The organism is Azospirillaceae bacterium (assembly GCA_028283825.1).
GTDB lineage: Bacteria > Pseudomonadota > Alphaproteobacteria > Azospirillales > Azospirillaceae > Nitrospirillum.
This window is the reverse complement of sequence record JAPWJW010000001.1, coordinates 1,529,298-1,554,945: the sequence shown is the minus strand read 5'-3', so window position 1 is coordinate 1,554,945 and position 25,648 is coordinate 1,529,298. Positions and strand designations below refer to the sequence as shown.

Below are 25,648 nucleotides of genomic sequence, written 5' to 3'. Positions count from 1 at the left end.
CCCGCCTCACGGTTTCGGTTCCAGGCCTTCGAACATCGGATCAAGCGCGTATCGGATCACGAAAGTTCCGGATCGACAGCGAATTAGGGATATCCCTCCGTGACCAGCTCCACCGCGACCTCGCTACTTCAGAACACGACCACGGCCGCGAGCAATGCCGCCGTCTTTGCGCAGCTGGCGTCGATCCAGGCCAAGCTGAAGGCGCAGAACGACGCGCTGGACGCCAAGGGTTCGGCGCAGTCGTCCAGCGCCATCGGCACGGCGACGGACTACACGAAGTCGGTCGCCAAGTCCCAATACAACACCGTTCCTGCCGCCACCGACATCGGCACGGTGACCAAGGGCCAGACCCGCGTGAATGCCTTCGGATCGCTGGCCGCCGGCGACCAGGCCGATTACATGAGCTTCAAGCTCTCACGTTCGTCCATCATCAACCTGGGCAACCTGGATCCGACCTCCGCGCGCCTGCAGGTCATGACCAAGACCGGTACCGTCATCGCCGACAGCGATTCCACCACCGGGGCGTTGAACACCGCCTACAACGACATGATCGACGGGACCAAGTCGCTGGACGCCGGCACCTATGTGCTGAAGGTATCCCGCGCCACCGGCACCAAGCTGACCGACAAGGTGAACTACGGCGTGCAGGTCGCCGCCGGCGACTATTCCAAGGATTACACCACCACCGTCACGGCGGCCTCCACCACGGCCAGCATCTCGGCCAGCGCCGCCGCCATCTCCACCGCCCTGTCGGACTCCCTCACCGCGATGGCGAGCTATACGCCGGGCCAGACCGGTACGCAGAAGCTGCTAGGCAACATGATCAATCTGTTCAGCTGACCATTGGTCTTGTTGGGGCGTCTTGCTGAAACCGGCCGTATTCGCGGCCGGTTTTTTGTTGTCCGCCCGCCGGCCTGGAACTGCGACACCATTGCCGCTTCAAGGCTTGGCGGACGCCTGCATAAGTGTGATGATCGACACATCTTACTGGTTGTGTGCGGCTGACTATCTCTGGCGAGACGTGGCCATGGCGGTCATTTCAAAGGGAGATCGGGCATGAAATTGGTGATTGGGCTTCTGGCGTCCTTCATGCTGACCAGCTTGGCGGCTCCCGCAATGGCGGCGCCGGCCGGGGCGAGCCAACCCGCGGTTGGAACACCTTCGTATCCCGCCAACCCCGGCCTCAACGGCGGCTACTCCCCCCGCGAGACCGCATTCGGCGCGCCCCTCACACCGATGGAAAAAGGTCATCTGTTGACGGTCGGCCGCGAGGTCGATGGCCTGATTGATCAACATAAGTGTGATGAGGCCAGCGCGGTGGCCCTAAGGGACGGCAACGCTAAAATGGCCGACATTGCGGCCAGGATTTGCGCCTTGCGCTACGCCAAGGCGGAGTAAGCCGGGTCGCCGCCCCCTTGGCCGGCGCTTAGAGCCAGCAGGGGATTTCATCCGGACAAATTTCTGATGGATCGCGAAAAGTAGGGAGGTTAGCGGTGAAAGCAGGTATCCGTATGGTTGTTTTCACAACCACACTAGCCCTGACGGCAGGCCATGCCTTCGCCAGCGGCGCCTATTGGGGCTCTGGTGGCGCCGGCGCTCAAATGTTCCCGGCCCCAAGCAATTCGCCGTCGCCAGGTTTCTTATACGTGCGGCCCAACGGCATGACCGATGCCACCAAATCGCGTCTCACCAACGTCGCCCAGCGGGTGGATGCCTTGATCGACCAGCGCAAGTGCGATGAGGCCAGCACCCTGGCCAGGGACCAGGGCGGCGCCGTCATGGCCGACATGGCGACCAAGATCTGTGCCTTACGTTATTCCGACCAAAAGTGACCAACGCCCAGCGGGTGTTCGGGCGACTGCCGACCACTCGCGAACCCACCATGGGAGATACTTTATGAAGATGCTTACCGGTGTTGCCGTCGCCGCCCTGCTCTTCCTCTCGGGCAACGCGCTCGCGGCCGAGGGCGGTTCAACCGGCCTTCCCGTTCCGAACAGCACTTTTTCGCCCGTCACCACCTATACGCCGCTCAATTTTCCCAACAGCATCGGCATACGCGCCCCGGAGCCCACGGGCATTACCGATGCCACCAAGTCGCGTCTGACCAACGTGGCCCAGCGGGTGGATGCCCTGATCGACCAGCACAAGTGCGATGAGGCCGGCGCCCTGGCCAAGGAGCAGGGCGGCGCCAAGATGGCCGACATGGCGACCAAGATCTGCGCCTTGCGTTACGCCGCCGCCCAGTGACCGCGGAGGTCAAGCACCTGGGAAAAGCCGGCGGCGGCTGTTGTCGCCCCGGCTGTCCCCGCGAAGGTGTTGTCGCCGGCCGGTGCCGTCAAATGACCAGGGCCAGCGGTTGCGCCGCCGCTTGTGCTGCCTGCACGATGCTGGCGTCCGCGGCCCCCTGGGTCTTGCGATAGGCTGCCGCACCCTGCCGATTGGTGATGCCCCCGGCACCAATTGTGCCATCCCCCGCCGAGGAGCCTTGAGATGGGGACGCGTCGGCCGCATTCCCACCGCCCCCCTTCCCGTCCGTGGCCCCATCATCCTTGGCATTCGTCTGCTTGGCCTCTTGCGCCTGGGCGGCGGCGATGCCGGCGGCGGCTTGGGCCGCCACGGCGCGGTCCTGGCCTGACGGATCCGCCGGCGCCAGGGCGGCACGGCGGACGGTTTCCAGCTTGCTGATCGTCGCGCGTGGGTCACCCTGCACCACACTGGTGTCGATCGACACCTCACCCGCCGTGGCGTAGTGCTGTCCATCAGGACCGGTGGAAAAAGTGTAGGTCGCCGACCCGGCATAGGGGCCGCCGGCGGCCTTGTGCGCCGCCTCATGCGCACGGACCGAACGGTCCACGGACTTCAGCTTATCGACCTGCTGGCGTTGCGCGTCCGTCAGCTTGCTCCCGTCGGCCGCAGTCCCGCTGCCGGCCGGGGCGTTGCTGTTCCCGCTTTGGGTCGCCGTGTTGGACGAGGCGGCGGCCTGACTGCCGGACGCGGCCTTCCCCTGCCCCGCTGCAGACGCGGCGGAACTGCCCAGGCTGCGCGTCCAAAAGGACGACGCGGAGGAAATGCCACCGGTGGCGGACATGCCAGCAAGATCGCATTATTATTAATAATGCAAATATTCCAGCACCAAGCCGGGCCCGACGCAAGGGAAAGCCCGGTGCCGCACGCCCACGCAAACGGACAGTCCCATCCCAAGCCCTTGAGACAAAAGAAAACCCCCGGGGCCGCGACAATGAGCAGCACCCGGGGGCCTTTACCGATCCCAAACCGTTAGCGCTTCAGGTTGATGGTGTCCTGAAGCAGGTCGTCGGCGGTGGTGATGACCTTGGTGTTGGCGGTGTAGGACCGCTGCGCCACGATCAACTGGGTGAATTCATCCGCGATGTCGACGTTGGACCCTTCCAGGCTGCTGGAGGCGATGTCGCCGGCACCGTTGACGCCGGTGTCGTTGAAGCGGGCCTTGCCGCTGTCCACCGTTTCGGTGAACACGTTGCCGGTGGAACGGCCCAGCGCGTCCGGGTTGTTGAACAGCACGATCGGAACCTTGGCGATGGTGCGCTGGCGGCCGTTGTCGTAGTTGGCCAGCACGGTACCGTCGGCGTTGATCTGCACGTCTTGGAAGGTGCCGGCCGGGCTGCCGTCCTGCACCTTGGAGGTGACGTTGATGCTGGTGCCGTCGAACTGCGTCAAACCTGAGGATTCACCGAAGTTGCCCAGGTTCAGCACGATGTGCTGCGCGCCGTAGCCGAAGTCGAAATCGAAGCCGACCTGCGCGGTGGCGTCCGTGCTCTGGTCGGCACTGACCGTGGCGTTGCCGGTACCGACGGAGCCGGTGTCCATGTGGCTCAGCGTGCCGGCGGCAGCGGTGGTGCCATCGGACAGCGTGCCGCCGAAGGTCAGGTTGATGTGGCCGGGCGTCTTGCCCACCACCACGCCAGGGGTGTCGGTGCTGGTCCCCTGCGGGATGCTGGTATAGAAGGCGGAGCTGTCGGTGTTGCCCGTCAGGGTGATGGTGCCGCCCGACGCCGTCGCCTGCACCGGGATGCCCGAGACGGCGTTGATCTTGGCGGCCAGCTTGCCGGTGATGTCGCTCAGGCTGGTCTCGGTACCGTCAGTCGTGTAGCTGATGGCCTGGGAGAAGCTGGTGGGCAGCACCTGGGTGGTGGCCAGGGTGGCATCGTTCTGGCGCGTCTGCAGGGTCAGCACACCGCCGGTGCCCGAAGTCACCGAGAAGGGCGAGTTGGTGTCGGCCGCGATCTTGGTCGCCAGGTCGGTCACCACCGACGCCACGTCCGGATAGTTCGCGATGTTGGAATTGGTCATCTGCAGATTGTAGGTCGAGGTGCCCAGGGTCACCGTGTACAGCTGCCCCACCTCCGGCGTCGTCGTCGGGTACTTCGACGCGAAGTCGTAGGTATAGGTGGTCGGCGCGCCCGCATTCAGCGTCTGGACCGGATCCACCGTCTTCGCCGACGGCGACTGGATGGTCATGCTGTAGGTCGTGCCAACGTCACCCGGTTGCCCGGTGATACTGATCTTCTCAACCTCCTTCGACCCGGTGACGTTGCCGGTGTAGGTCGATTGGGTGGCCGTGTTGGTCAGGCCGGCGGAGTCCTTCACCGACGCGCCCATGGTGAAGGTCGTGTTCAAGGCCCGCGCGGTCACGGTGACCGTGCCGTTGGAGGTGGAGGCGACGTAGTTGGCGTTCAGCCCGGCGTTGGCGTTGATCTGCGCCGCCAAGGTCTGCGCCACGCCGGAGATGTTCTGCAGTGAACCGATGTTCTGCGGCGTCACCGTCACCGACACCGTGGTGCCGGCCACCGTCATCTTATAGACGTCGTCGATGTTGATGGTGGTGCCGACGAAGGTGGAGGCCTGCTGGGCCGACGCCGTTGCCGACCCGGTCGTCGTGGTGTTCGTGGTCACCGAATGGGTGGTGATGGCGCCGGCGGAGACGCTCTGGTCCAGCGTGAACGCCGTGCCGGCCGTCTTGGCCGTCAGCCGCAGGGCGCCGGTCGTGGTCACGGTCGCCAGCACGCCGGCCGAGGTGTCGGCGCCGTTGACCTGGTCGGCGATCGCCTGGGCGACATCCTTCATCGAGCTGAACTGCGCGGCGTTGGCGCTGGTGATGCTCTGGCTGTAGGTGGTGCCGTTCACCACCACCGAATAGGTGTCGCCGATGTTGAAGCCCACCAGGGGCGAGGTCGCGGCGGTGGCGAAGGTCACATCGGTGACCTGGGCGCGGTCGTTCTTGCCGACCAGCAAACTGGATTCATTGACCGCGGCGGGGAAGCCGGTGCTGAGCAGCGACTGGATGGGCTGGGACCCCTGGCTGCCGTCGGCGGTGACGCCCAACTGCCAGGTGCCGTCGGTCGTGCCCTGGCGCCAGGTCAGGTTCACGTTATGGGCCGTGCCGGCGCTGTCATAGACCTGGATCTGCGTGGGCGTGATGGCCCCGCTGGGATCGGTCGGCAGGTTGGCCTTCAGGTCGATTTCCTTGGTGGGCACCGGGCTATCGATGTCCGATGTCACCTGCACCGGGGTGCTGGAAGTCGCGTACAGACCCGTCGTCGAGTCATACGCGAAACCGTTCAGCGCGAAGCCGGAATTGTTCACCAGGATGCGGTTGGAATTCAGCGCGAAGCTGCCGTCGCGGGTATAGTACCGCTCCGTCGAGGCGGTGGTGTCGCCATTGACGGTGGTCAGCTTGCTGACGCTGAAGAAGCCGTTGCCGCGGATGGCGATGTTGGTCGCGGTGTCCGAGGTCGAGATGGTGCCCGACACGCTGTTCACATAGTCGGGACGCGCCTGCACACCGCCCGCCTGGTAATTGTTGGCGTTGGCCTGGATGACCAGGGATTCGAACGATGTGTCGATGCGCTTGAAGCCCGTCGTCTGGGCGTTGGCGATGTTGTCGGAAACGTTGCTGAGCGCGGTGGACTGCGCCTGCAAACCGGAAATACCGACGGACATCGAGCCGAAAATGCTCATGGTGCTGGCTCCCAGAAGAGCGGTTGCGTATCTGCGTGTTCTGGAAAGCAAGATGGATGCCAGTTTGCGAAGATTTTGCCCGCGGCCCCGAGCTTTCCTGAAGAATATGAAAAATCCAGACATACACTTACATAAGTGCTTGGATTCATTCGGCGTTGCCGGACCTTAAGCCCATTCCCCCGCCGCATGATTTTTCGCGCCCACCGTCCACGTCGATGCCGTTGCCGCAGGGCCGGAAATGCCGCCTGGCAAGACCTGCCGGGATGGGGCGTTTTTTCCTACCGGCCCTGGCCGCCCGGCTGTTTCTGCCCGGTCGGCCTCCCAAGTCGTCCTTTGAAATCGGGGCCCCAGAAACAAGGAAGGCCGGATCAACCTGCCCTTGTCGGGAGATTGATCCGGCCCTTCCTGGTCGGTTCCTGCGGGCCCGATCAAGGCCCTAACGCGCGGGAGACCGGGTATCAGACGTTGGGCTGCACCGAGAATTCGCCGGAGCGCACGCTCTCGGCCATGATTTCCAGGTATTCGGCGGTGGTGGTCTTGCCGTACTTGGCCAGGATGCCGTAGATGGAGGCCATCACCGACATGGTGCCGATGGTGTCGTAGGGGACGCCTTCGCTGGCGGCGTTGACCCAATAGGCGTTGAACTGGTCGAACAGGCGGGCCCGCTGGGCCTCGTCGTTCATGCCGCCCGACAGGCCGGCGTTGGCGGACAGGCCGGCGGCGACGAAATCTTCGGTGGTGGTGAAGGCGTTCATGGGTGATCTCCTTAGCTCAGGAAGTTGACGAGGGACAGGGAAGCAAGCTTGCCGGCGACGGTGTAGGCCCCGCTCTGCTGGTTCATCAGAGCCTGCAACTGGGCCGCGACCGTCGTGGGGTCGACGTTCTGGATGTTGCCAATCTGGGTTTCGGTATCCGTCATGGCGCTGGTGTGATTGGTGGCCGCCGTCGCCAGGATGCTCTGCGCGTTCACCGTGCTGGCATCCAGCTGGCGCAACTGGTCCTGCGCCGAGGCGATGGTGGAACGCGCCGTGCTCATCATCGCGGTGTAGCTGCCGGGATTGTTGACGGCGGACAGCATCTGCTTGATGCCGATGACCAGGGTCTGGATGGCCGGGTCGTTTGAACTGACGCCGTAGGTGGCGCTGAGGTTGTCGTCCACGTTCACCGTGCTGGTGGCATAGGCCGAGGTGCTCTGCGCCCCGCTGGTGTACTGGCTGTCATAGACGGCCAGGTAGGGCGGGCTGGTCACCGTGGTGCTGAAGGACGTGGGGTCCTGGAACGGCGCCAGCGTGACCGAGGTCATGGTGTTCTGGTTGCTGTTGTTCTGCACCACCGCCGTGGTGGCGAAACGCTGCGAACCGTTGCCGGTCAGCGTCAGCGTGGCCTGGCCCGGCGGGTTGGCGGTGACGGTGGCGGCGGCCGATGCCGCGGGGTCGGCGTTGACCAGACCGGCCAGCTTCTGCGTCACGTAGTTCATGGGGCCGTTGGGGTCGGCCTTGGCGGCGGCGACATCGGCGGCGTTCATGACGTAGCTGTAGGTGGTCGGGCCATCCACCGTGTCGTACTGCACGTTGTTGGCCGGGTTGGCGTCGTCGCTGGTCACCGTGACGGTGTTGCGGTTGCCCATGGTGACGGTGAAGACGTCGCCCACATCGACGCTGGTGCCGTTGAGGTTCACCTGGTCGATCTGCGGCTGCCCGGTCACCGGCGGCACGGCGGTGGGGTCGGCGGTGACCGCCAGCTGCGAGGTGTACTGCGCGTAGGCGCCGTCGTCGGCGGTGTGGCTGGGATAGGTGCTGTAGCCGGGGTCGGCCGGCGTGGCGGCACCGGCGACGGAATTGTTGTAGGACGGCTGGGTGTAGACCTGGGACGAAACGTTGAAGTTGTAGCCGGCGTTGATGCCGGTCAGCGTCAGGACGTTGCCGGTAACCGAGGCGATGATCGGCGGGTCGGCCGGCTTGCCCTGGGCGATCAGCGTCTGGTTGGGCCCGTTGATCTGCGATGCCAGCCCGTTCATGATGTCGGACATGCTGGTTTCATTGCCCGTCGTGACGTAGGTGTAGCGCTTGTCGCCCACATACATCTCGTAGGTGTCGTTGGCCACACCCAGGGTGCCCTTCAGGGTCACCTTGCTGACCTGCTTGGTGGCCGACAGGTCGCCGGCCGGCGCGGTGCTGTAGCGGTCGCCGGAGAAGATGTAGCGGTCGCCCGCCTTGGTGTTCAGCAGGGCCGACAGCTGGGTCAGCGCCCCTTGCAGCAGCGCCTTGGGCGCCGACAGGTCGGGATAGGCGACGGTGAAGCTGGCGCTGCCCGTGCCCTTCAGCGTGCTGATGTTCAGGGCGACGGTGGCGCCGTCACCGGGGCCGCCGCTCATCTGGAAGGTCTGCTGGCCGTCGTCGGGTGGAACGGTGCTGAGGTTCAGGGTCTTGGTGGAAACCCCGCCCAGGCCGTCGGCCACGGTGACGTCGTAGCTGCCGGACTTGCCGGTCTTGGACGGCACGGCGCTGACGGTGTAGGTGCCGGGCGTGGTGAACACCGAATTGTCGGTATCCACCACCATGCCCAGGTTGCCGTTGTTGGAGGATGTCACCGCGGACACGGTGGGCGTGCCGGCGCCGGCCGGGATGTTGGCCGAACTCATCAGGTTGCTGACGATGGTTTCCATCGACGACAGCGCCGTCTCCGTCGCGTTCGCCAGCGTGGTGGACGAGGTGATGGCGTTGGAATAACCGGTGCGCCGGGCGTAGTCGGCCTTCAGGTTCAGCAGCCGGTCGGAATCGACGCCGTAGTCGGCCAGGCTCTGCGACTTGATGCCCGAGGTGAACTGCTGCTGCAGTTCCGCCAGCGACGACGTCGTGCCGTTCATGCCGTTCAGGCTGGACAGATAGCTCGAATAACTGCTGACGCGGGAAATCGTCATATCGCTTGCTCCAGCGTGTCGAACATCTGCCCGATGACGGAAATCACGCGGGCGGTGGCCGAGTAGTTGCGCTGTAGGACCTGCAGGTTCGCCACCTCCTCATCCATGTTGACGCCGGTGGACCCGGAGTAGCGGGTCTGCAGCGTGGTCATGAAGGATGAGGTGGTGGTCGCCTGGGTGTTGATGTTGGACTGGATGACGGACCAGTTGGTGGCGACGCCGTCGGCCATGCCGCCGTAGCTGACATCGTTCAGCGTCAGCCCGTCGGCGGTCAGCGTGCGGCCGGTGGCGGTCATGGCGGAGACCATGCCGTTGATGGCCGACGCCTTGATGGTCTTGGTGCCGTTCACCAGGCTCTTGTTCAGGGTCAGCGTGCCGGCGTCGCTACCGGTGAACAGGCCGCCGGCCAGCTCGCCATCCTTCACCGGGGTGGCGTTGTTGTAGGCGTCGGTGATGCTGGTCGGCTCACCCGTCTTGGTCGTGCCCGTCAGGGAGCCGGCGATGGCGTCCAGCTGCGATTGCAGCTTGCGGAACACTTCGGTCGACGGGTCGGAACTGGCGGCGGCGGGCGAGCTGTCCGCCACCAGGTCCAGCAGGCCGCCCAGCTTGCCGCTGGTGATGGCGCTGGTGATGTCGGCGCCGCCGGCGCCCGAGATCACCTTGCCGTCGTAACTCAGCTGCGTCGCCGTCCCGTCCACCAGCGTGGCGCCGGTGGGGGTGAACACGGCGATGGAACCGTTGTCGCGCACCGTGGTGCGCACGCTGATCAAGGACGACAGGTCGGCCAGGGTGGCGTCGCGCTGGTCCTCGAACTGCGCCGTGGGCTGGTTCTTAGCCTTCAGCGACGCGATGGTGGCGTTCAGCTGATCGATCTGGGTCAGGTCGCTGTTGACCTGCTTCACCGTCTGGGTGATGTCCGACTTGGCCTGGACTTCCATCTGCTGGACGCCGGCCGACAGGTCGTGGATGGTCTGGACCAGGGCCTGGGCCTTCTGCACCACCTGGCTTTGCGCCACCGCACTTTCCGGGGAAGCCGACAGGTCCTGCAAGGACGAGGTGAAGTCCTGGAACGCCTGGGTCAGCTTAGGGGTGGCGCTGTCGCCGGCCGCACTGGACGAGGTGCTGCCCATCAGGTCCGAGACCTGGCTCATATATTGCGACAGCACCTGCTGCATGCCGTTTTCGGAGGTGGTGCCCTGAAGCTGCGCCTGTAGGGCGACGTCCACCGAGCGCGAGTACTGCGCGATGCTGACGCCACTCAACGGGTCCGTCGTCTGCGAAACCGAATGTTTCGTCGCCGTCGGGCTGTTGGCGTTGTTCATGTTGTCTGAGATGACCTGGATGCCGGCCTGAATGACATTCAGGCTGTTGGCGGCCGAACTCAGCGCGCTGAACAAGCTCATGGGACCTGGCCTCGGGGCGGGGGCTTCCGCGCAGGGGACCGACCACCATGGCCGATCCGTTTCCCCTAGTCGCAAACCCCGGGCCAATTGGTCCTTTGGAATATGGCACTGGAATCATTCGTAAATTTGCAAACGGTACAAAAAAGTAGGGCGGCAATTTCTGCCGCCCTTTTGCAAACATTACCCTATTGGCTAGGCAGGGATGACCGGGTCAGCGCCCAGCCTTGCCACCATCCAAAACATCCATGGGATCAAGCACCTTGCTGCCCTGGCGCACCTCGAAGTGCAGCTGCGGGCTGGTGACGTTGCCGGTCGCCCCCACGGTGCCGATGCGCTGGCCGCGCGCCACCTTGGCGTTGGCCTCCACCTGGATCTGGTCCAGCTGGGCATAGGCCGTGACCATGCCGTCGGCATGCTGGATCAGGACCAGGTTGCCGAAGCCGCGCAGCTGGTTGCCGGCGTACTTCACCACGCCGCCATCGGCCGCCACCACCGGCGTGCCGGCCGGTGCCGCGATGTTGATGCCGTCGTTGTACTGCCCGCCCGGCTTGGCGCCGTGGGCGGAGATGACCTGGCCCGTCACCGGCCACAGGAAACGCGCCCCCCTGGTGGGCGCCGGCGCGTCCGGCACGGCCGCCGGCGGCGGCGGAGCGCTGGGGGCGGGCGTGATCGGCGCCGCGGCCACCACCGCCGGCGACCGGCTGGGCGGCGGGCTGGCGGGCTGAGGTGCCGGCGCACCGTCGGACGTCGGCTCGGAGGAAGAACCCGGCGTCACCGGCGCCCAGCGCGCGGACGGGGCGGCCGTGGCGCCCGGCGGGATGGCGGCCCCGTTGCTGCCCACGTTCGGGGCGGACGCGGGCGGCGCGGCGGTGGCCGGCGCTGTGGCCAGCTGCTGGCTTTCCACCGCCCGGCGCGGGGCGCCCGTCACCGGCGGCACGGGGGCGGCGGTGACGGGGCCACGGGACGCCGGCGCCGCGGTCACCGGCGGGGGACCGCCGGCCACGGTGGTATTGGGCGCGTACCCCGGCTGCGGCGCCGTCATGGGGCCCGGAGGGGCGCCGGCGGGACGCGGCAGGTTCAGCGTCTGGCCCACGCGCAGCAGATAGGGCGGGCCCATGGCGTTCAGCCGCGCCAGCTCACTGCTGTCGACATTGAAGGTACGGGCGATGCCGTACAGCGTGTCGCCCGGCTTGACCACATAGCTACGCGGCGTGGGCACGAACAGCCGCTGACCCGGGGCCACCGTGTAGGGCGGCTCCAGATGGTTTTCCTCTATCAGGTCGCGCAGCGGCACGTTGTAGCGCTTGGCGACGTCATAGATCGTCTCCCCCCGCGACACGAAGATGACGTTGCTGGGGGCCGGCGGGGGCGAGATCACCGGTGCCGGTTCCGGCCGGCTGCCGCAGGCGGCAAGGCCCAGCGCCATGACACCGGCCAGCGTCCCCTGCGCCAGGATGCGGCGCAAGGATGAGGGGGCCCGCCCCACGGGACCGGCGGCGAAAATGGGCGTAAGGGTCGTGGCCATCGCGTCTTGTCGCTTGAGGAAAGGCATCACATCCGCTGATGGATAGGGTCGGAAGGGGGAACATCGGGGGGGATCAGGACGGGCGGCGGGGTATCCCCCTCCCCCATCCTCATCGGCATGCCGGGCTCCGCCGGCACTTCGGGCAACAGCGGCACGAACCGTACCGGCCACAGCTGCTCGCGGTCCACCCCCGTCTCGGTCTTGCGCAGCCGCACCACGTGCAGGCTGCGGCGGTCGGCGCCCAAAGGTATGACCATGACGCCCCCGACCGCAAGCTGGTCCATCAGGTCGGGTGGCGGGTCCATCCCGCCGCCGGCCGTCACCAGGATGCGCTCGAACGGGGCCGCCTGCGGCCAGCCGCGCATGCCATCGGCATGGCGGGCGGTGATGTTGTGCAGGCGCAGGGCCTGGAACCGCCCTTCCGCCTCCGCCAACAGCGGGCGGTGGCGTTCGATCGTGTAGACACGGCGGGCGATCTTCGCCAGGACGGCGGCCTGATAGCCGGATCCGGTGCCGATCTCCAGCACCTTCAGCCGGTCGGACAGCTGCAAGGCCTGGGTCATCAGCCCCACCACCATGGGCTGGCTGATGGTCTGGCCATGGCCGATGGGCAGGGCCGTGTCCTCATACGCCTGGTCATGGAAGGTGGGCGGCACGAACAGTTCCCGGGGAACCAGTTCCATGGCGCGCAAAACGTCCGTGCTGCTCACGCCATTGCGGCGCAACAGCATCAACAGACGGATTTTGCGCGCCGCACTGCTCACCCGAATACCTCCTGCAAGCGCGCCAAGGTCTGATAGTGGGTCAGGTCCAGATGGATGGGCGTGATGGAAATGCCCCCCAGCGCCTCCACCACATGGACATCCGTGTCCGCCGGAATGTCCTTCAGGCCCCGCGCGGCGCCGATCCAGACATACGGCCGTCCCCGCGGATCCATGCGTTCGAACAAATCGTCGCCGGCCTTGCGGTTGGCGTGGCGCACCACATGGATGCCGGCGACCTCATCCGGCTCCACCGCCGGGAAGTTCACGTTCAGCAGGACGTGGCGCGGCCAATCCGCCAGGGCCATGCCTTTGCGGATCACGTCCGGGCCCCAGCGCTCCGCCGTCGCCCAGTCCGGATCCCGGCCGTCGCGCAGGCGCAAGCTGAAGGCGAAGGCGCGGATGCCCAGCAGTGTCGCCTCCATCGCGGCGGCGATGGTGCCGGAATAGGTCACGTCCTCGCCCAAATTCTGGCCATGGTTCACCCCGGACAGCACCACGTCCGGCCGCTGGTCCGCCATCAGGTGATTGACGGCCAGTAGCACGCAGTCGGTTGGCGTGCCGTCCACGGTATAACGCCGGTCGGACACCTTCTTCAGGCGCAAGGGCCGATGGATGGTCAGCGAATGGCTGGCCGCCGACTGCTCCGCCTCCGGCGCCACCACCCAGACGTCGTCGGTCAGCTGGCGCGCGATACGCTCCAGCGCCGCCAGCCCGGGGGCGTGGATGCCGTCATCGTTGCTGATCAGGATGCGCAAGGGGCGATCCCCCGCCGGCGCCGACATCATCTCAGCCACGAACGATGCGCTCCAGCCCGTTCATGTAGGGCACCAGGGCGTCCGGCACGCGGATGGAGCCGTCGGCCTCCTGGTAATTCTCCATCACCGCCAGCAGGGCGCGGCCCACCGCCACACCCGACCCGTTCAGGGTGTGGACGAACTGGGTGTTCTTGTCGCCCTTGGCGCGCCAGCGGGCCTTCATGCGGCGCCCCTGGAAGTCGCCGCAGTTGGAACAGCTGCTGATCTCGCGATAGGTGTCCTGCCCCGGCAGCCAGACCTCGATGTCATAGGTCTTGATGGCGGAGAAACCCATGTCGCCGGTGCACAGGGTGACGGTGCGGAACGGCAGGCCCAGGCGCTTCAGCACCGTCTCGGCGGCTTCGGTCATGCGCTCATGTTCGGCGGCCGACTGGTCGGGGGTGGTGATGCTGACCATCTCCACCTTGTAGAACTGGTGCTGGCGGATCATGCCGCGGGTGTCGCGGCCGGCGGCACCGGCTTCGGCCCGGAAGCAGGGCGTGCGCGCCGTCATGCGCAGGGGCAGTTCCTCCGCATCCAGGATGCTGTCGGCCACCAGGTTGGTCAGCGGCACCTCGGCCGTGGGGATCAGCCAATGGCCGGTGTTCAGGCGGAACAGATCGTCCGCGAACTTGGGCAACTGGCCGGTGCCGAAGGCGGCCTCGTCCCGCACCATCAACGGCGGCGACACCTCGGTATAACCGAACTCGCGGGTGTGGATGTCCAGCATGAAGTCGCCCAGGGCGCGCTCCAGCCGCGCCAGCGGGCCCTTCAGCACGGTGAAGCGGGCGCCCGACAGCTTGGCGGCACCGGCGAAGTCCATCAGGCCCAGGGCCTCACCCAGGTCGAAATGCTCCTTGGGTGCGGCGATCACCGGCAGCGTGCCGACGCGGTGGCGTTCCACATTGTCATGTTCGTCCTTGCCCTGCGGCACATCGGCGGCCGGCAGGTTGGGGATGGTGGCCAGCAGGCCGTCCAGCTCTTCCGACAGCGCCTTTTCGGTGGCCTCGGCCTCCGCCATGCGCTCCTTCAGGCTGTTGACCTCATCCATCAGCGGCTGGGCGTCCTTGCCCTCGCGCTTGTAGAGGCCGATCTGCTTGGAGGCCTCGTTCCGGCGGGCCTGCATGTCCTGCAGCGCCGTCTGTGCGGCGCGGCGGCGGGCGTCCAGGTCCAGCACGATGGCGGACTGGGGCGGCAACCCGCGGCGGGCCAGGCCGCCGTCAAAGGCTTCGGGATTGTCGCGGAGGACGCGGAGATCATGCATGGCAGGCTTCTTGGGACAGTCGGTGTGAAGGTACCCCCGACTTATAAGCGGGAAGCCCTGCCCTGGTCCAGCCCCGCCCCGGAGGTCAGGCCGGCGTCACCCCGCCATCACCCCCGGCGGCGGCCTTGGCACTCTCCGCTGCATCCTCCGCATCGGCGGCGGCGGCCTCACGCGCCTGTTCCCGGGCGCGGGTGCGCTCGATCCGGCGGGCGGCGATCACCGACACCTCGTAAAGGATGATCATGGGCACGGCCAGGGTGGTCTGGCTGATGGGATCCGGCGGCGTCAGCACGGCGGCCAGTACGAAGATCAACACGATGGCGTAGCGCCGCTTGGATGCCAGCTGGTCAGCCGTCAGGATGCCGACCCGCACCAGCAGGCTCAGCAGCACCGGCAGCTGGAAGGCGATGCCGAAGGCGAAGATCAGCGACATGGCGAAGGACAGGTACTGTTCCACCCGCGTCTCGGCCACGATGGGCATCATGCCGGCGCCGCCCGTCTGCTCGAAGCTCAGGAAGAACTTCAGCGCCGTGGGCATGACGAAGAAATAGACCATGCAGGTGCCCAGCAGGAACAGCACCGGTGTGGCGATCAGGAAGGGCAGGAAGGCCTTGCGCTCATGCTTGTAGAGGCCAGGCGCCACGAACCGCCAGATCTGCAGGGCGATGATGGGGAATGAGATCAGCGCCGCCGCCCACAACGAGACCTTCACCAGGGTGAAGAACGCCTCCGTCGGGGCGGTGAAGATCAGCTTGCGCTCGGCCGCGCGGTCGCCCAGGGCGGTCACCATGGGCACCAGCAACCAGCCGTAGATGCGTGCGGCGAACTGGTAGCAGATCAGGAAGGCGACCAGCAGGGCGCTTACGGAAACGATCAGGCGGTTGCGCAGTTCGATCAGATGGTCGAGCAGCGGCATGCGCGACGCGTCGACTTCATTTTCGCCGGGCTGTGACATCGGGGCGGCTCGGCCTTATCAGGATTTGGTCGTGGCGGGCGCTTCGGCGCCGGCGGATTCGCCAATGGGGGCGTGGGCCGGCGACACCGGCACCGCCTCCGCCGCCGCTTCGGGCGTCGATTCCGGCAGGATCAGGGGCATGGCGGGGGAGCCGATGGCCGGCAACTCGGCCGGGGTTTCGGCGGGCGTCTCCGCAACGACGGCAGGTTCCGCCGCAGGCGCCACCTCCGGCGGCTTCACCTCGGTGGGCGTCGGCGATGTCGTCGGGTTGATTTCCAGGGCCTGGCGCACGCTGTCGGTGGGGTCGACCATCTTGGTCACCTCCGCCGTCAGGTCGAACTGCGCCACCTTCTGCGCCTGCTTGCGCAGGTCATCCAATTCGGCCTCGCGCACCATCTCATCCAGGTGGGACTGGAAATCGCGGGCCAGCAGGCGCGCCTTGCGCATCCACTTGCCGGCGGTATAGAGCGCGACGGGCAGATCCTTGGGCCCGATGACGATCAGCGCCACCACCCCGATAAGGGCGAATTCGGACCACGCGATATCGAACATGGGCGGCCGTGCCTTACTTCCCGACGATCACATAAGGGCCCCTGCCCCTGGAAAGCGGCGGACACGATGGACACCCCATCCCTGCCGCCCCATCCCGGCGCGATGGACCCGCTGCTGCCAAAACATGCCTGCCGAAGGGCGATCAGCCCTTGGAGACGGTGTCCTTCGGCGCGGTGGTCGTCGAGGCATCGGTGTGGCCATCGATGGTGCGGGGGGCGGGCGCCGCCCCCTCTTCACCCTGTTCGTTGAGGCCGGCCTTGAAGTTCTTAATGCCCTTGCCGAAGTCGCCCATCATGCGGGGCAGACGGTTGCCGAACAGCAGCAGAGCGATGAAAAGAACGATCAGCCAATGCCAGATGCTGAAAGAGCCCATGGCGGGTCCCGTATCCTGAAAAAGGTGTAAAACCAACGGCGGTGCCGTGAAAGCGCGGCACTATGGCATGCCCGCACTGCCCGCCGCAATGCCTCGCGCCCTACACATGGGAACTGACGCCACCGGATGTAAGGGCGCAGGGGGCACCCGAGCCCCGGGACTTGACGGAACGCGTTGGCTGGGGTCTCTGGCGCGCTTGAGGTGTTTTCCGTTTTATTGAAGGCAAGGTCCCAGCCATGAGCGATACCCCGATCCAGCAGCCGGTCCACGTCATCGGCGGCGGCATGGCCGGCAGTGAGGCCGCGTGGCAGCTGGTGCAGGCGGGCGTGCCGGTGGTGCTGCATGAGATGCGCCCGGTGCGCGCCACCGAGGCGCACCAGACGGAGCATTTCGCCGAACTGGTCTGCTCCAACTCCTTCCGCTCCGACGACCATGAATATAACGCCGTGGGTCTGCTGCATGAGGAGATGCGGCGCTGCGGCTCCCTCATCCTGGCCTGTGCCGATGAACACAAGGTGCCGGCCGGCGGCGACGCTGGCGGTGGACCGCGACGGCTTCGCGCAGGCCGTGACGGCCAGGCTGACCGCGCACCCGCTGGTGACCGTGGTGCGGGATGAGGTGGCGGGCCTGCCGCCGGCGGACTGGGACAGCGTCATCGTCGCCACCGGCCCCCTGACCTCGCCCGCCTTGGCCGAGGCGGTGCTGGAACTGACGGGAGAGGCACAGCTGTCCTTCTTCGACGCCATCGCCCCCATCGTCCATTTCGACAGCATCGACCTGTCGAAGGCCTGGTTCCAGTCGCGCTACGACAAGGTGGGCCCCGGCGGCGACGGCAAGGACTATATCAACTGCGCCATGGATAAGGAGCAGTACCTGGCCTTCATCCAGGCGCTGATCGGCGGGGCCAAGACCGACTTCAAGGAATGGGAAAAGGACACGCCCTATTTCGAAGGCTGCCTGCCCATCGAGGTCATGGCCGAACGCGGCGTGGATACCCTGCGCTACGGCCCCATGAAGCCGGTAGGCCTGACCAACCCGCATGACGAGCGCCGACCCTACGCCGTGGTGCAGCTGCGCCAGGATAACGCGCTGGGCACGCTCTATAATCTGGTGGGTTTCCAGACCAAGCTGAAGTACGGCGAACAGGCCCAGGTGTTCCGCATGATCCCCGGCCTGGAGAACGCGGAGTTCGCGCGGCTGGGCGGCCTGCACCGCAACACCTTCCTGAACAGCCCGCGCCTGCTGGACCCGACCCTGAAGCTGAAGGTCCAGCCCCGCCTGCGCTTCGCCGGCCAGATCACGGGATGCGAGGGCTATGTGGAAAGCGCCTCGATCGGCATGCTGGCCGGCCGTTTCGCCGCCGCCGAGCGCCGGGGCGAAACCCTGGCCCCGCCACCGGCCACCACCGCGCTGGGCGCCCTGCTGGGCCACATCACCGGCGGGGCGGAGGCGGAAACCTTCCAGCCCATGAACGTGAACTTCGGCCTGTTCCCGCCGCCCACGGAACGGGACGTCCGCGGCCGCGACCTGCGTGGCAAGGAACGCAAGCTGGCCTACACCCGCCGTGCCCTGGCCGATCTGGCGGCCTGGCTGGGTGGATCAGGCCGGACCGTGGTGCCAGCCTGATCCACAGCACCGGTCAGAAACCCAGCGCCGCCTTCAGCGCGACCAGCTTTTCCTCATAAGGCGCGCGCAGGCGCAGGCCGGATTCGCCGGCGGCACTCTGCACCACCACCGGCTTGGCATGGGTGAAGCGGCGGAAACCGTGCACGCCGTGATAAGCGCCGATGCCGGACGCGCCGACACCACCGAACGGCAGGCTTTCGATGGACACGTGGGTCATCACGTCATTGATGACCAGGGCGCCCGAGGTGGTGTGCGCGGCGAAGGCCTGTTGCCGCGCCGCGTCGGGGCCGAAATAGTAGGCGGCCAGCGGGCGCGGGTGGCTGTTGATGTAGGCCACGGGTTCGGCCGCGTCCGTCCAGGTCTTCACCGGCAGGATGGGGCCGAAAATCTCTTCCTGCATCACCCCCATCTCATCGGTCACGTCCAGCACCAGGGTGGGCGCGATCTTGCGGGTGACCGGATCATGCGCGGGTTCCCCCGCCGGGGCCAGGCTGATCACCTGCGCGCCCTTGGCCTGGGCATCCGCCAGCAGCCCCACCAGGCGATCGTAATGACGCGGGCTGAGGATGGCGGTGTAGTCCGGATTGGACTGGAGGGTGGGGAAGGTCTGCGCGATGAACGCGCGCGCCGCCGCGACGAAGCCATCGACCTCGGACGCCGGCAGCATGACATAGTCGGGCGACAGGCAGATCTGGCCGGCGTTGAAGGTCTTGATGGTCAGCGTGCGTTCCGCCGCGACCTTAACGTCGGCGCCGGAATCCACCACCACCGGCGACTTGCCGCCCAACTCCAGCGTCACCGGCACCAGGTTCTCGGCGGCGGCACGCATCACGTGACGGCCGACATTGGTGCTGCCGGTGAAGACCAGATGGTCGAAAGGCAGGCCGCTGAAGGCCGCGCCGACCTCAGCGCTGCCCAGCACCACGCCCAGTTCCATCGGGTCGAAATAGCGGGCGATCAGTTCCGCCAGCAATTCGGAGGTGCGCGGGGTCAATTCCGACGGCTTGACCAGGGCGGTGTTGCCGGCCGCGAAAACGCCGGCCAGGGGACCGAAGGCCAGGTTGATGGGAAAGTTCCAGGGACTGATGATGCCCACCACGCCCAGCGGCTGCTGCTGGATCCAGGCGCGCATGCCCGGGCCCGCCTCCGCCACCGGCTCCGGCGCCATCCAGGTTTCCACATGCTGGACGGCGTGGCGCAGCGATTTCACGGTGGTCGCCACATCGACCGCCATCGACTGGTAGATGCTGCGGTGACCGAAGTCGGCGTCCAGGGCGCGCACAATGTCGGCGTTGTTGTCGAGGATGAGGCGGGCCGCGCGCTCCAGCCGATCCCGGCGCAGGGCGGCGTCGGCAGGACCGGCGGCCACGTGGGCGCGCTTCATCGCATCAACAATGGCCTTCAACGCCTCAGCGGGATTCTGGGAAGTCATGATCGCTCCTTGAACGGCTTCTGTCTGGTCCGGATGGTGATACACCCGCCCCCGGGCGGCGCGCCCACAAGGCGATTGGCGGTCATCCATAAAAAATGTTATGGTTCTGTTTATGTCTTTGTCCCGCCTGCGCACCTTCATCGAGGTCTATCGCCAGCGCTCGATCAGCGCCGCCGCGCGTGTCCTGGACCTGACCCAGCCGGCCGTGTCACAGCACATCGCCGGGCTGGAGGACGCCATCGGCCACCAATTGTTCGAGCGCGGGGTCAGGGGCGTGGCCCCCACCGCGGTGGCGGATGAACTGGCCGCCGACATCGGTGACAAGCTGGATGGGGCGGAAGCGGCCCTGGCGGCGGCCCGTGCCCGTTCTGCCGAGATCGCCGGCGCCATCCGCATCGTCGGGCACGACGATTTCCTGGCGGAGGTGGCGGCCCCCCACCTGCTGGCCTTGTTGCAGGCCGGCATGCGCGTGCGCCTGCAAAGCGGCGACCGCGACCAGGTGCAGCAACATTTGATCGACGGCCATTCCGACCTGGGCATCAGCGCCTATACCATCACCGACCGGCGCCTGCGCAGTGAACGCATCCGCAGTGAGCGCCTGCTGGCCGTGGCAGCCCCCGTGGTGGCCGCCCGGCTGCTGGCCGCGCCGGATCTGGCCCCCGCCCTGGCGGCCGAACCCATGCTGGCCTACAACCTGGAACGCCCCCTGGTGGATGATTGGCTGGCGGAAAACGACCTGGCCACCCGCGCCATCCGGCCGGCGCTGATCGGCCAGGACCTGCGGGCGCTGCGCAGCCTGCTGTGCCTGGGATTCGGCTGGTCGGTCCTGCCGGAATATCTGTGCGCGTCCCACATCGCGCGCGGTGAACTGGCCCAGATCCCCGCGCCCGTGAAGACGCCGCGCAACGATTATTTCCTGGTCTGGGCGCCCAGCGCCCTGCGGCATCCCCGCATCGCCCACGCGCGCCAGACCCTGGTATGGCGGCTGGGTGAACGAAGCGATGGCCCTACCACCGCCCGCTGACGGCCGCCCAGGCCAGGCGGGCGGCGCGCAGCCCATCCGGCCGCAGCAGGACGGGATCCAGCGGGTCGTATCCGGCCTTGGCCAGCCGTCCCAGCCAGACGGTGGCCAGGCGCGCCGGCAACAGCGCCGGGATGGCGGCGCGCGGCACCTGGCCGCGCAGGGCGCGGGCGGCGGCCAATTCGGCGCGGGCGGCGTCCGCCACGGCGCGGGCCACGTCGGCCAGGCCCGGCTGAGGTTTCAGCTCGAACAGTTCGGCCTCGCTGGCGCCGCTTTTTTCCATCAGGTCGGTCGGCAGGCGGGAACGATGGGCGCGCGCCAGGAAGGGTACCGCCCGCAGGATGCCGGTCAGCGCCCAGCCCCGGCCGACATGGCCGGCCACGGCATCGACGGCGCCTGTGCGCTCCACGCCCAAGGCGTCCAGCGCCAGGCGGACCAGCGGGGCGGAGGTGACCTCGGCATAACTCACCAGGCACCCCAGGTCGGCCGGTGCGGCGTCATCCATGTCGGCCTCCCGCCCGTCGATCAGCCGGTCGAACAGGGCGCGGTCCAGGCCATGGCGCTGTACCGCCTGGGCCAGCGGCTGCACCACTTCATGGCGCCGCGCCTCCCCCTCGTAAACGCCGGCGATGCTGTCTCGCCACCATTGCAGGCGAATCTGGCCCAGCATGGGTTCCGTCACCACCTCGCGCGTCTTCGCCACCTCATGGTTGAAGGCGTAGAGGGCGGCCAGATCCTCGCGCCGGTCGGCGGGCGCGAACAGCAGGGTCAGGAAACGGTCCGGATCCTGGCGCCGCACCGTCTCCAGGCAATAGGACAGGGCGGGCTGGGACGATGAGGAAGGGGCCATGGCTTCACGGGGAAAATAGGCTGAGCGGGCCGCCTTTATGGACCGGGAAACGCTTCGCTGACCAGCGCGTCATGGTTCCGGCATGGGCACCATGCACCGAATTGCCGGGCGTGGATGTGACGGGACCCCTTCTTCCCGGGGCCAAGCTCTGGCACTCTGTGGCACCTCATGCCGCCGGATAGAAGACCACCCATGGCCGACTTCCGTATCAAGACCGCCCGGATCGGGCGCATGCCCGCCGCCCCGCGGCGCGCGCCCGTGCAGGGTGGCTACGCCTCCGCCCTGCGGCGCGTGCCCAAGGTGATGCGGCGCCATGCGGCGGCGTTCGCCTCCTTCCTGAAGCTGGCGCATGATATCACCGGCGACGCCAACCTGGAGCCCGAGGCCAAGGTGGCGCAGCTGGACGCCCTGGAACGCGCGCTGGTCAGCGGCGGCGGCGTACCGTCCTGGCTGGCCCCGGCGCTGGAACTGAAGGCCAGCCTGGCGGTGACCGGCGGCACCAGCCTGCACGCCCGCCAGCTTCTCCAGGCCTTCCGCCGCGATGCGGAGGGGTACCGTCCCCGCACCTGGGCCGACGTGCTGAACGCCTGCCGCCTGGCCGCCAACCCCGTGGGCCATCACATCCTGGAACTTTACGGCGAAAGTGGTGAGGCGCTGGCCGCCACCGACGCGTTGTGCACCGCCATCCGCCTGCTGCGCGTGGTGCAGGAATGCCGCGACGACTGGGTGCGCCTGGGCCGCTGCTATTTTCCGCTGGATTGGTTCGACGCCGTCGGCGCCAGCCCCGAACACCTGGTGGAACACCACGCCACGCCAGCGGTGCGCATGGTGCTGGACCGCATGCTGGACCGCATCGACCGCCAGTTGGACCACGCCCGGGCCTTGCCCGGCGCGTTGCACGACCCGGGCCTGCGCCTGGAAACGGCGGTGCTGCTGCATGCCGCCCGGCTGATGGCCGGCCGCCTGCGCCGCCGCGATCCGCTGGCGCAGGGCATCAGCCTGGGGCCACTGGCCCGTGGCTGGGTGATGGTGCGCGCCCGCCTGGCCCTGGCCCGCAGCATGGCCGGCATGGCCCCGGTTCCCCCCTCCGGCCCGCCCGTCGATCCGGATGCGGAGGCCGGTGCCGGCGCCGTTCCGGGCGTGGAATCGCCCGAGGGGCAGGAACAGGGCCCGCCGCCGCAGGGTTAATCTTTCCGCCCCCAAACCGGTTCTATTCGCTTTCCGGGATGGGAATGTTCGTGTTAACCCCTTGCCCTGGGTCAGGTTACCTGGGCGCGGGCGGGCGCCCGGATGTGACATCGCCCACATGCCCCGGTGCACGAACCAGGGCATGGTCTGGTTGAAGAATAACGGTCCCGGTGGATCATCGGCCCCCGCATGACGGCCGCGTGAGACCACACCCGAACAACCCCGTAGAAGACGAGGAAAACCATGGCTTTCGAACTTGCCCCCCTGCCCTACGCCAAGGACGCGCTGCAGCCGCACATGTCGTCCGAGACCCTGGACTTCCACCACGGTAAGCATCACAACGCCTACGTGACCAAGCTGAACGAGCTGGTCGCCGGCACCGCGTTCGAAGGCCAGAGCCTGGAAGACATCGTCAAGGCGACCCATGGCAAGCCCGAGTCCCAGGCGATCTTCAACAATGCCGGCCAGCATTGGAACCACACCTTCTTCTGGAACAGCCTGACGCCGACCCCGGTGGCCATCCCGGCCGCGCTGGAGACGCGCATCGTCGCCGACTTCGGCAGCGTCGAGGCCTTCAAGAAGGCCTTCGTGGACGCCGGCATCGGCCAGTTCGGCAGCGGCTGGGCCTGGCTGGTGGAAGACCCCAAGGACGGCAAGCTGAAGATCACGAAGACGGCCAACGCCGACACGCCGCTGGCCCACGGCCTGAAGCCGCTGATCACCGCCGACGTGTGGGAACACGCCTACTACATCGATTACCGCAACCGTCGCCCCGACTTCCTGAAGACCTTCGTCGACACGTTGGCCAACTGGGAATTCGCGGCCAAGAACCTGGGCTGATAGGCTTCCAGGTTCCGCTCGCGGCACCCAAATGAAAACCCCGGCCTCTTCGCGGAGGCCGGGGTTTTTATTGCCGGAAAGCGCCACAGAGGGGTCAGCTCAAGCCGGCAGCAGGGCGGCCGCCACGCGCCGGCCTTCGGCCATCAGGACATTATAGGTGCGGCAGGCCGCGCCCGTATCCATCGGGTCGATGCCGCCCAGCCCCTGTTCCTTCAGCGCCCGGCGCAGGCTAGAGGGGAACAGCTGCATGGTGGGGCCGCAGCCCAACAGCACGATCTCCGGCTGCTCCGCCGTCAGGGCGGCGAAATCCTCCGGCTCCAGGTCGGCGAAGTTTTCCACCGCCCAGACCAGCGTGCGGTCGGGAAAGACGATGATCGGCGTCTCATACACCGTGTTGCTGACGCGGAAACGACCGGGGCCGTAGGCGTCGATGACCTGGCGGTCGGCGGGGATCAGGGGGGTGATATCCATGGGCTGACCTGCCCTCCCAACAAAGAAAAAGGCCCGCCCGTTCCGGTGGGGAGGCGGGCAGGCCTTTTAACTGGCGTCCGATGGCGGCGGTTTCAAACCCAGGTTCCCGCCGCTCGCGATGATCTCACTTGGATTCGTCGGCCTTCACAGGCTCGGTCTTGGCGACGACGCTGGTGATGGTGCTGCGCACGACGCGCAGCTTCCCGCCCTCGCCGGTGTCGATGGTGACCTCGTCATCCGACACCTTGACCACGGTGCCCAAGATGCCGCCGCCGGTGACGACCTTGTCGCCGCGGCGCAGGGCCTCCAGCATATTCTTGTGTTCCTTCATCTTCTTCTGCTGCGGACGCATCAGGAAGAAGTACATGACCACGAAGACCAGGACGAAGGGCAGGAACTGCATCAGCTGGCTGACATCGGGGGCGCCGGCGCCGCCAGTGGTCTGGGCCTGAGCGGTGGACACGAACATGGGACGGTTGCTCCAGTAACGGATCGTAAAATCGGGGGCGCGATGCGGGCATGCCCGCGCCTGGCGCGGACTATACCGACCGCCGGCTATGTTTCAACCCAATCTCAGCCCCCCGGCCGGCGCGGGTTGCCGGGGCCCGAGCGCCGCCGTACCGTTCGCCGGTTGAACAGGCAGGCCGCCGCCCGACCGGTGCCGCGCGCTTGAAAGAACGCTCAAGGTAAGGAAACAGACGCCCGTGACCACCGATTCCGCCGCCCTGCTGCCGCTGCTGGCCCGCATCGCCGACGCGCTGGACCGCCTGGCGCCGCCGCCGCCCGCCCCCATCGATTTCCATGCCGCCGACGCCTTCGTCTGGCATGCGGAGGGTGATCGCCTGTCGCCGGTGCCCGAGGTGTCGCGGGTGGACATCAAGCTGCTGCAGGGCGTGATGCGCCAGCGCGACACGCTGCTGGAGAACACCCGCCGCTTCGTCGAGGGCCTGCCCGCCAACAACGCCCTGTTGTGGGGGGCCCGGGGCATGGGCAAAAGCTCGCTGGTGAAATCCGTGCATGCCGCCGTGAACGAGGCGGCGGGCACGCCGCCCGGCCACGGCCCCCTGGCGCTGGTGGAAATCCACCGCGAGGACATCCCCTCCCTTCCCCGCCTGCTGGCCGCCGTGCGCGACAGCGGCCGCCGCTACGTCCTGTTCTGCGACGACCTGTCCTTCAGCAACGACGACGCGCATTACAAGTCGCTCAAGGCCGTGCTGGAGGGCGGGGTCGAGGGCCGGCCGGCCAACGTGGTGTTCTACGCCACCTCCAACCGCCGCCACCTGATGCCGCGCGACATGATCGACAATGAACGCTCCACGGCCATCAACCCGTCCGAGGCGGTGGAGGAGAAGGTCAGCCTGTCCGACCGCTTCGGCCTGTGGCTGGGGTTCCACAATTGCGACCAGGACACCTATTTCGCCATGGTCGACGGTTATGCTGCGGCACTGGGCCTGAAGGTGCCCACGGAGGAACTGCACGCCCGGGCGGTGGAATGGGCGGTCACGCGCGGCAACCGTTCCGGCCGCGTGGCCTGGCAGTTCATTCAGGACATCGCGGGGCAGGATACCGCCGGCGCCTGACAGGCGGTCCACACCTTGTCCCTATCTCTATGGGGCCAAGTGACGGCGCGGAACCGGGGCCGTGGACGGAGGGGGGAGACGCCATCCAAAGGC

Annotated in this window: 23 protein-coding genes and 2 pseudogenes; 9 read left to right on the top strand and 16 right to left on the bottom strand. The window is 67.1% G+C overall.

Features of this window, described 5'->3' with window-relative positions:
- The first annotated feature begins 99 nt into the window (after positions 1-99).
- From PW843_06310 to PW843_06295, 4 genes are all read left to right on the top strand, one after another.
- Complete coding sequence (locus tag PW843_06310; GenBank protein MDE1146225.1) at positions 100-840, top strand: hypothetical protein; 741 nt, start codon at positions 100-102, stop codon at positions 838-840.
- A 216-nt stretch (positions 841-1,056) separates the two neighbouring features.
- Positions 1,057-1,398 carry a hypothetical protein gene (locus PW843_06305; GenBank protein MDE1146224.1) on the top strand — a complete coding sequence of 114 codons (342 nt, stop codon included), beginning with the start codon at positions 1,057-1,059 and terminating at the stop codon, positions 1,396-1,398.
- Positions 1,399-1,661: 263 nt separating this feature from the next.
- The gene (locus PW843_06300; protein ID MDE1146223.1) at positions 1,662-1,832 is read left to right on the top strand and encodes a hypothetical protein; all 171 of its coding nucleotides are present in this window, start codon (positions 1,662-1,664) and stop codon (positions 1,830-1,832) included.
- A gap of 64 nt (positions 1,833-1,896) precedes the next feature.
- Positions 1,897-2,247: a hypothetical protein gene (locus PW843_06295; GenBank protein MDE1146222.1), complete on the top strand. Its 351-nt coding sequence runs from the start codon at positions 1,897-1,899 to the stop codon at positions 2,245-2,247.
- A gap of 88 nt (positions 2,248-2,335) precedes the next feature.
- Here the strand turns inward: PW843_06295 and PW843_06290 are convergent, their stop codons facing one another.
- From PW843_06290 to PW843_06235, 12 genes and pseudogenes are all read right to left on the bottom strand, one after another.
- Positions 2,336-3,088: a putative metalloprotease CJM1_0395 family protein gene (locus PW843_06290; protein MDE1146221.1), complete on the bottom strand. Its 753-nt coding sequence runs from the start codon at positions 3,086-3,088 to the stop codon at positions 2,336-2,338.
- A 188-nt stretch (positions 3,089-3,276) separates the two neighbouring features.
- A complete protein-coding gene (locus tag PW843_06285) occupies positions 3,277-5,997 on the bottom strand; it encodes a flagellar hook-basal body complex protein (GenBank protein ID MDE1146220.1) in 2,721 nt (906 codons plus the stop codon).
- Between the two features lie 458 nt (positions 5,998-6,455).
- The gene (locus PW843_06280) at positions 6,456-6,752 is read right to left on the bottom strand and encodes a hypothetical protein (GenBank protein ID MDE1146219.1); all 297 of its coding nucleotides are present in this window, start codon (positions 6,750-6,752) and stop codon (positions 6,456-6,458) included.
- Positions 6,753-6,763: 11 nt separating this feature from the next.
- A complete protein-coding gene (locus PW843_06275) occupies positions 6,764-8,917 on the bottom strand; it encodes a hypothetical protein (GenBank protein ID MDE1146218.1) in 2,154 nt (717 codons plus the stop codon).
- The gene (flgK, locus tag PW843_06270) at positions 8,914-10,320 is read right to left on the bottom strand and encodes a flagellar hook-associated protein FlgK (GenBank protein MDE1146217.1); all 1,407 of its coding nucleotides are present in this window, start codon (positions 10,318-10,320) and stop codon (positions 8,914-8,916) included. Before flgK ends, PW843_06275 begins: the two co-directional genes overlap by 4 nt.
- Before the next feature lie 211 nt (positions 10,321-10,531).
- Positions 10,532-11,845, bottom strand: a complete 1,314-nt coding sequence (locus tag PW843_06265; GenBank protein ID MDE1146216.1) for a LysM peptidoglycan-binding domain-containing M23 family metallopeptidase — start codon at positions 11,843-11,845, stop codon at positions 10,532-10,534.
- Between the two features lie 131 nt (positions 11,846-11,976).
- Positions 11,977-12,609, bottom strand: a pseudogene (locus tag PW843_06260) (protein-L-isoaspartate(D-aspartate) O-methyltransferase).
- A complete protein-coding gene (surE, locus tag PW843_06255) occupies positions 12,606-13,394 on the bottom strand; it encodes a 5'/3'-nucleotidase SurE (GenBank protein MDE1146215.1) in 789 nt (262 codons plus the stop codon). The pseudogene PW843_06260 and the gene surE overlap by 4 nt, the downstream one beginning before the upstream one ends.
- A 1-nt stretch (position 13,395) precedes the next feature.
- Positions 13,396-14,667: a serine--tRNA ligase gene (gene serS, locus PW843_06250; GenBank protein MDE1146214.1), complete on the bottom strand. Its 1,272-nt coding sequence runs from the start codon at positions 14,665-14,667 to the stop codon at positions 13,396-13,398.
- Positions 14,668-14,752: 85 nt separating this feature from the next.
- A complete protein-coding gene (tatC, locus tag PW843_06245; protein ID MDE1146213.1) occupies positions 14,753-15,583 on the bottom strand; it encodes a twin-arginine translocase subunit TatC in 831 nt (276 codons plus the stop codon).
- 57 nt (positions 15,584-15,640) lie between these two features.
- Positions 15,641-16,174, bottom strand: a complete 534-nt coding sequence (gene tatB, locus PW843_06240) for a Sec-independent protein translocase protein TatB (protein ID MDE1146212.1) — start codon at positions 16,172-16,174, stop codon at positions 15,641-15,643.
- A gap of 142 nt (positions 16,175-16,316) precedes the next feature.
- Positions 16,317-16,547: a Sec-independent protein translocase subunit TatA gene (locus PW843_06235; protein MDE1146211.1), complete on the bottom strand. Its 231-nt coding sequence runs from the start codon at positions 16,545-16,547 to the stop codon at positions 16,317-16,319.
- A 236-nt stretch (positions 16,548-16,783) separates the two neighbouring features.
- Here PW843_06235 and trmFO point away from each other — a divergent pair.
- A pseudogene (gene trmFO, locus PW843_06230) lies at positions 16,784-18,173 on the top strand (methylenetetrahydrofolate--tRNA-(uracil(54)-C(5))-methyltransferase (FADH(2)-oxidizing) TrmFO).
- A 13-nt stretch (positions 18,174-18,186) separates the two neighbouring features.
- Here trmFO and PW843_06225 read toward each other — a convergent pair.
- Positions 18,187-19,605 (bottom strand): coniferyl aldehyde dehydrogenase, encoded by a 1,419-nt coding sequence (locus PW843_06225; GenBank protein ID MDE1146210.1) that lies wholly within the window; start codon positions 19,603-19,605, stop codon positions 18,187-18,189.
- Between the two features lie 112 nt (positions 19,606-19,717).
- Between PW843_06225 and PW843_06220 the strand changes: the two genes are divergently transcribed.
- Complete coding sequence (locus tag PW843_06220; protein MDE1146209.1) at positions 19,718-20,629, top strand: LysR family transcriptional regulator; 912 nt, start codon at positions 19,718-19,720, stop codon at positions 20,627-20,629.
- Here the strand turns inward: PW843_06220 and PW843_06215 are convergent.
- Positions 20,613-21,476 (bottom strand): squalene/phytoene synthase family protein, encoded by an 864-nt coding sequence (locus tag PW843_06215; protein ID MDE1146208.1) that lies wholly within the window; start codon positions 21,474-21,476, stop codon positions 20,613-20,615. The genes PW843_06220 and PW843_06215 overlap by 17 nt on opposite strands.
- Positions 21,477-21,668: 192 nt before the next feature.
- Between PW843_06215 and PW843_06210 the strand changes: the two genes are divergently transcribed.
- Positions 21,669-22,664, top strand: a complete 996-nt coding sequence (locus PW843_06210) for a squalene/phytoene synthase family protein (protein MDE1146207.1) — start codon at positions 21,669-21,671, stop codon at positions 22,662-22,664.
- Between the two features lie 243 nt (positions 22,665-22,907).
- Positions 22,908-23,504 carry a superoxide dismutase gene (locus PW843_06205; protein ID MDE1146206.1) on the top strand — a complete coding sequence of 199 codons (597 nt, stop codon included), beginning with the start codon at positions 22,908-22,910 and terminating at the stop codon, positions 23,502-23,504.
- Positions 23,505-23,603: 99 nt separating this feature from the next.
- Here the strand turns inward: PW843_06205 and PW843_06200 are convergent, their stop codons facing one another.
- Positions 23,604-23,975 carry an Mth938-like domain-containing protein gene (locus PW843_06200; GenBank protein MDE1146205.1) on the bottom strand — a complete coding sequence of 124 codons (372 nt, stop codon included), beginning with the start codon at positions 23,973-23,975 and terminating at the stop codon, positions 23,604-23,606.
- Between the two features lie 124 nt (positions 23,976-24,099).
- Complete coding sequence (gene yajC, locus PW843_06195; GenBank protein ID MDE1146204.1) at positions 24,100-24,444, bottom strand: preprotein translocase subunit YajC; 345 nt, start codon at positions 24,442-24,444, stop codon at positions 24,100-24,102.
- A 235-nt stretch (positions 24,445-24,679) separates the two neighbouring features.
- Between yajC and PW843_06190 the strand changes: the two genes are divergently transcribed.
- The gene (locus PW843_06190) at positions 24,680-25,555 is read left to right on the top strand and encodes an ATP-binding protein (protein MDE1146203.1); all 876 of its coding nucleotides are present in this window, start codon (positions 24,680-24,682) and stop codon (positions 25,553-25,555) included.
- Positions 25,556-25,648 lie beyond the last annotated feature (93 nt).

Excerpts from the sequence above, each read along its gene's own strand:
- PW843_06305 (MDE1146224.1), top strand. The coding sequence starts at position 1,057 with ATGAAATTGGTGATTGGGCTTCTGGCGTCCTTCATGCTGACCAGCTTG.
- PW843_06300 (MDE1146223.1), top strand. The coding sequence starts at position 1,662 with ATGACCGATGCCACCAAATCGCGTCTCACCAACGTCGCCCAGCGGGTG.
- PW843_06295 (MDE1146222.1), top strand. The coding sequence starts at position 1,897 with ATGAAGATGCTTACCGGTGTTGCCGTCGCCGCCCTGCTCTTCCTCTCG.
- PW843_06290 (MDE1146221.1), bottom strand. The coding sequence starts at position 3,088 with ATGTCCGCCACCGGTGGCATTTCCTCCGCGTCGTCCTTTTGGACGCGC.
- PW843_06285 (MDE1146220.1), bottom strand. The coding sequence starts at position 5,997 with ATGAGCATTTTCGGCTCGATGTCCGTCGGTATTTCCGGTTTGCAGGCG.
- PW843_06280 (MDE1146219.1), bottom strand. The coding sequence starts at position 6,752 with ATGAACGCCTTCACCACCACCGAAGATTTCGTCGCCGCCGGCCTGTCC.
- PW843_06275 (MDE1146218.1), bottom strand. The coding sequence starts at position 8,917 with ATGACGATTTCCCGCGTCAGCAGTTATTCGAGCTATCTGTCCAGCCTG.
- flgK (MDE1146217.1), bottom strand. The coding sequence starts at position 10,320 with ATGAGCTTGTTCAGCGCGCTGAGTTCGGCCGCCAACAGCCTGAATGTC.
- PW843_06265 (MDE1146216.1), bottom strand. The coding sequence starts at position 11,845 with ATGGCCACGACCCTTACGCCCATTTTCGCCGCCGGTCCCGTGGGGCGG.
- surE (MDE1146215.1), bottom strand. The coding sequence starts at position 13,394 with ATGATGTCGGCGCCGGCGGGGGATCGCCCCTTGCGCATCCTGATCAGC.
- serS (MDE1146214.1), bottom strand. The coding sequence starts at position 14,667 with ATGCATGATCTCCGCGTCCTCCGCGACAATCCCGAAGCCTTTGACGGC.
- tatC (MDE1146213.1), bottom strand. The coding sequence starts at position 15,583 with ATGCCGCTGCTCGACCATCTGATCGAACTGCGCAACCGCCTGATCGTT.
- tatB (MDE1146212.1), bottom strand. The coding sequence starts at position 16,174 with ATGTTCGATATCGCGTGGTCCGAATTCGCCCTTATCGGGGTGGTGGCG.
- PW843_06235 (MDE1146211.1), bottom strand. The coding sequence starts at position 16,547 with ATGGGCTCTTTCAGCATCTGGCATTGGCTGATCGTTCTTTTCATCGCT.
- PW843_06225 (MDE1146210.1), bottom strand. The coding sequence starts at position 19,605 with ATGACTTCCCAGAATCCCGCTGAGGCGTTGAAGGCCATTGTTGATGCG.
- PW843_06220 (MDE1146209.1), top strand. The coding sequence starts at position 19,718 with ATGTCTTTGTCCCGCCTGCGCACCTTCATCGAGGTCTATCGCCAGCGC.
- PW843_06215 (MDE1146208.1), bottom strand. The coding sequence starts at position 21,476 with ATGGCCCCTTCCTCATCGTCCCAGCCCGCCCTGTCCTATTGCCTGGAG.
- PW843_06210 (MDE1146207.1), top strand. The coding sequence starts at position 21,669 with ATGGCCGACTTCCGTATCAAGACCGCCCGGATCGGGCGCATGCCCGCC.
- PW843_06205 (MDE1146206.1), top strand. The coding sequence starts at position 22,908 with ATGGCTTTCGAACTTGCCCCCCTGCCCTACGCCAAGGACGCGCTGCAG.
- PW843_06200 (MDE1146205.1), bottom strand. The coding sequence starts at position 23,975 with ATGGATATCACCCCCCTGATCCCCGCCGACCGCCAGGTCATCGACGCC.
- yajC (MDE1146204.1), bottom strand. The coding sequence starts at position 24,444 with ATGTTCGTGTCCACCGCTCAGGCCCAGACCACTGGCGGCGCCGGCGCC.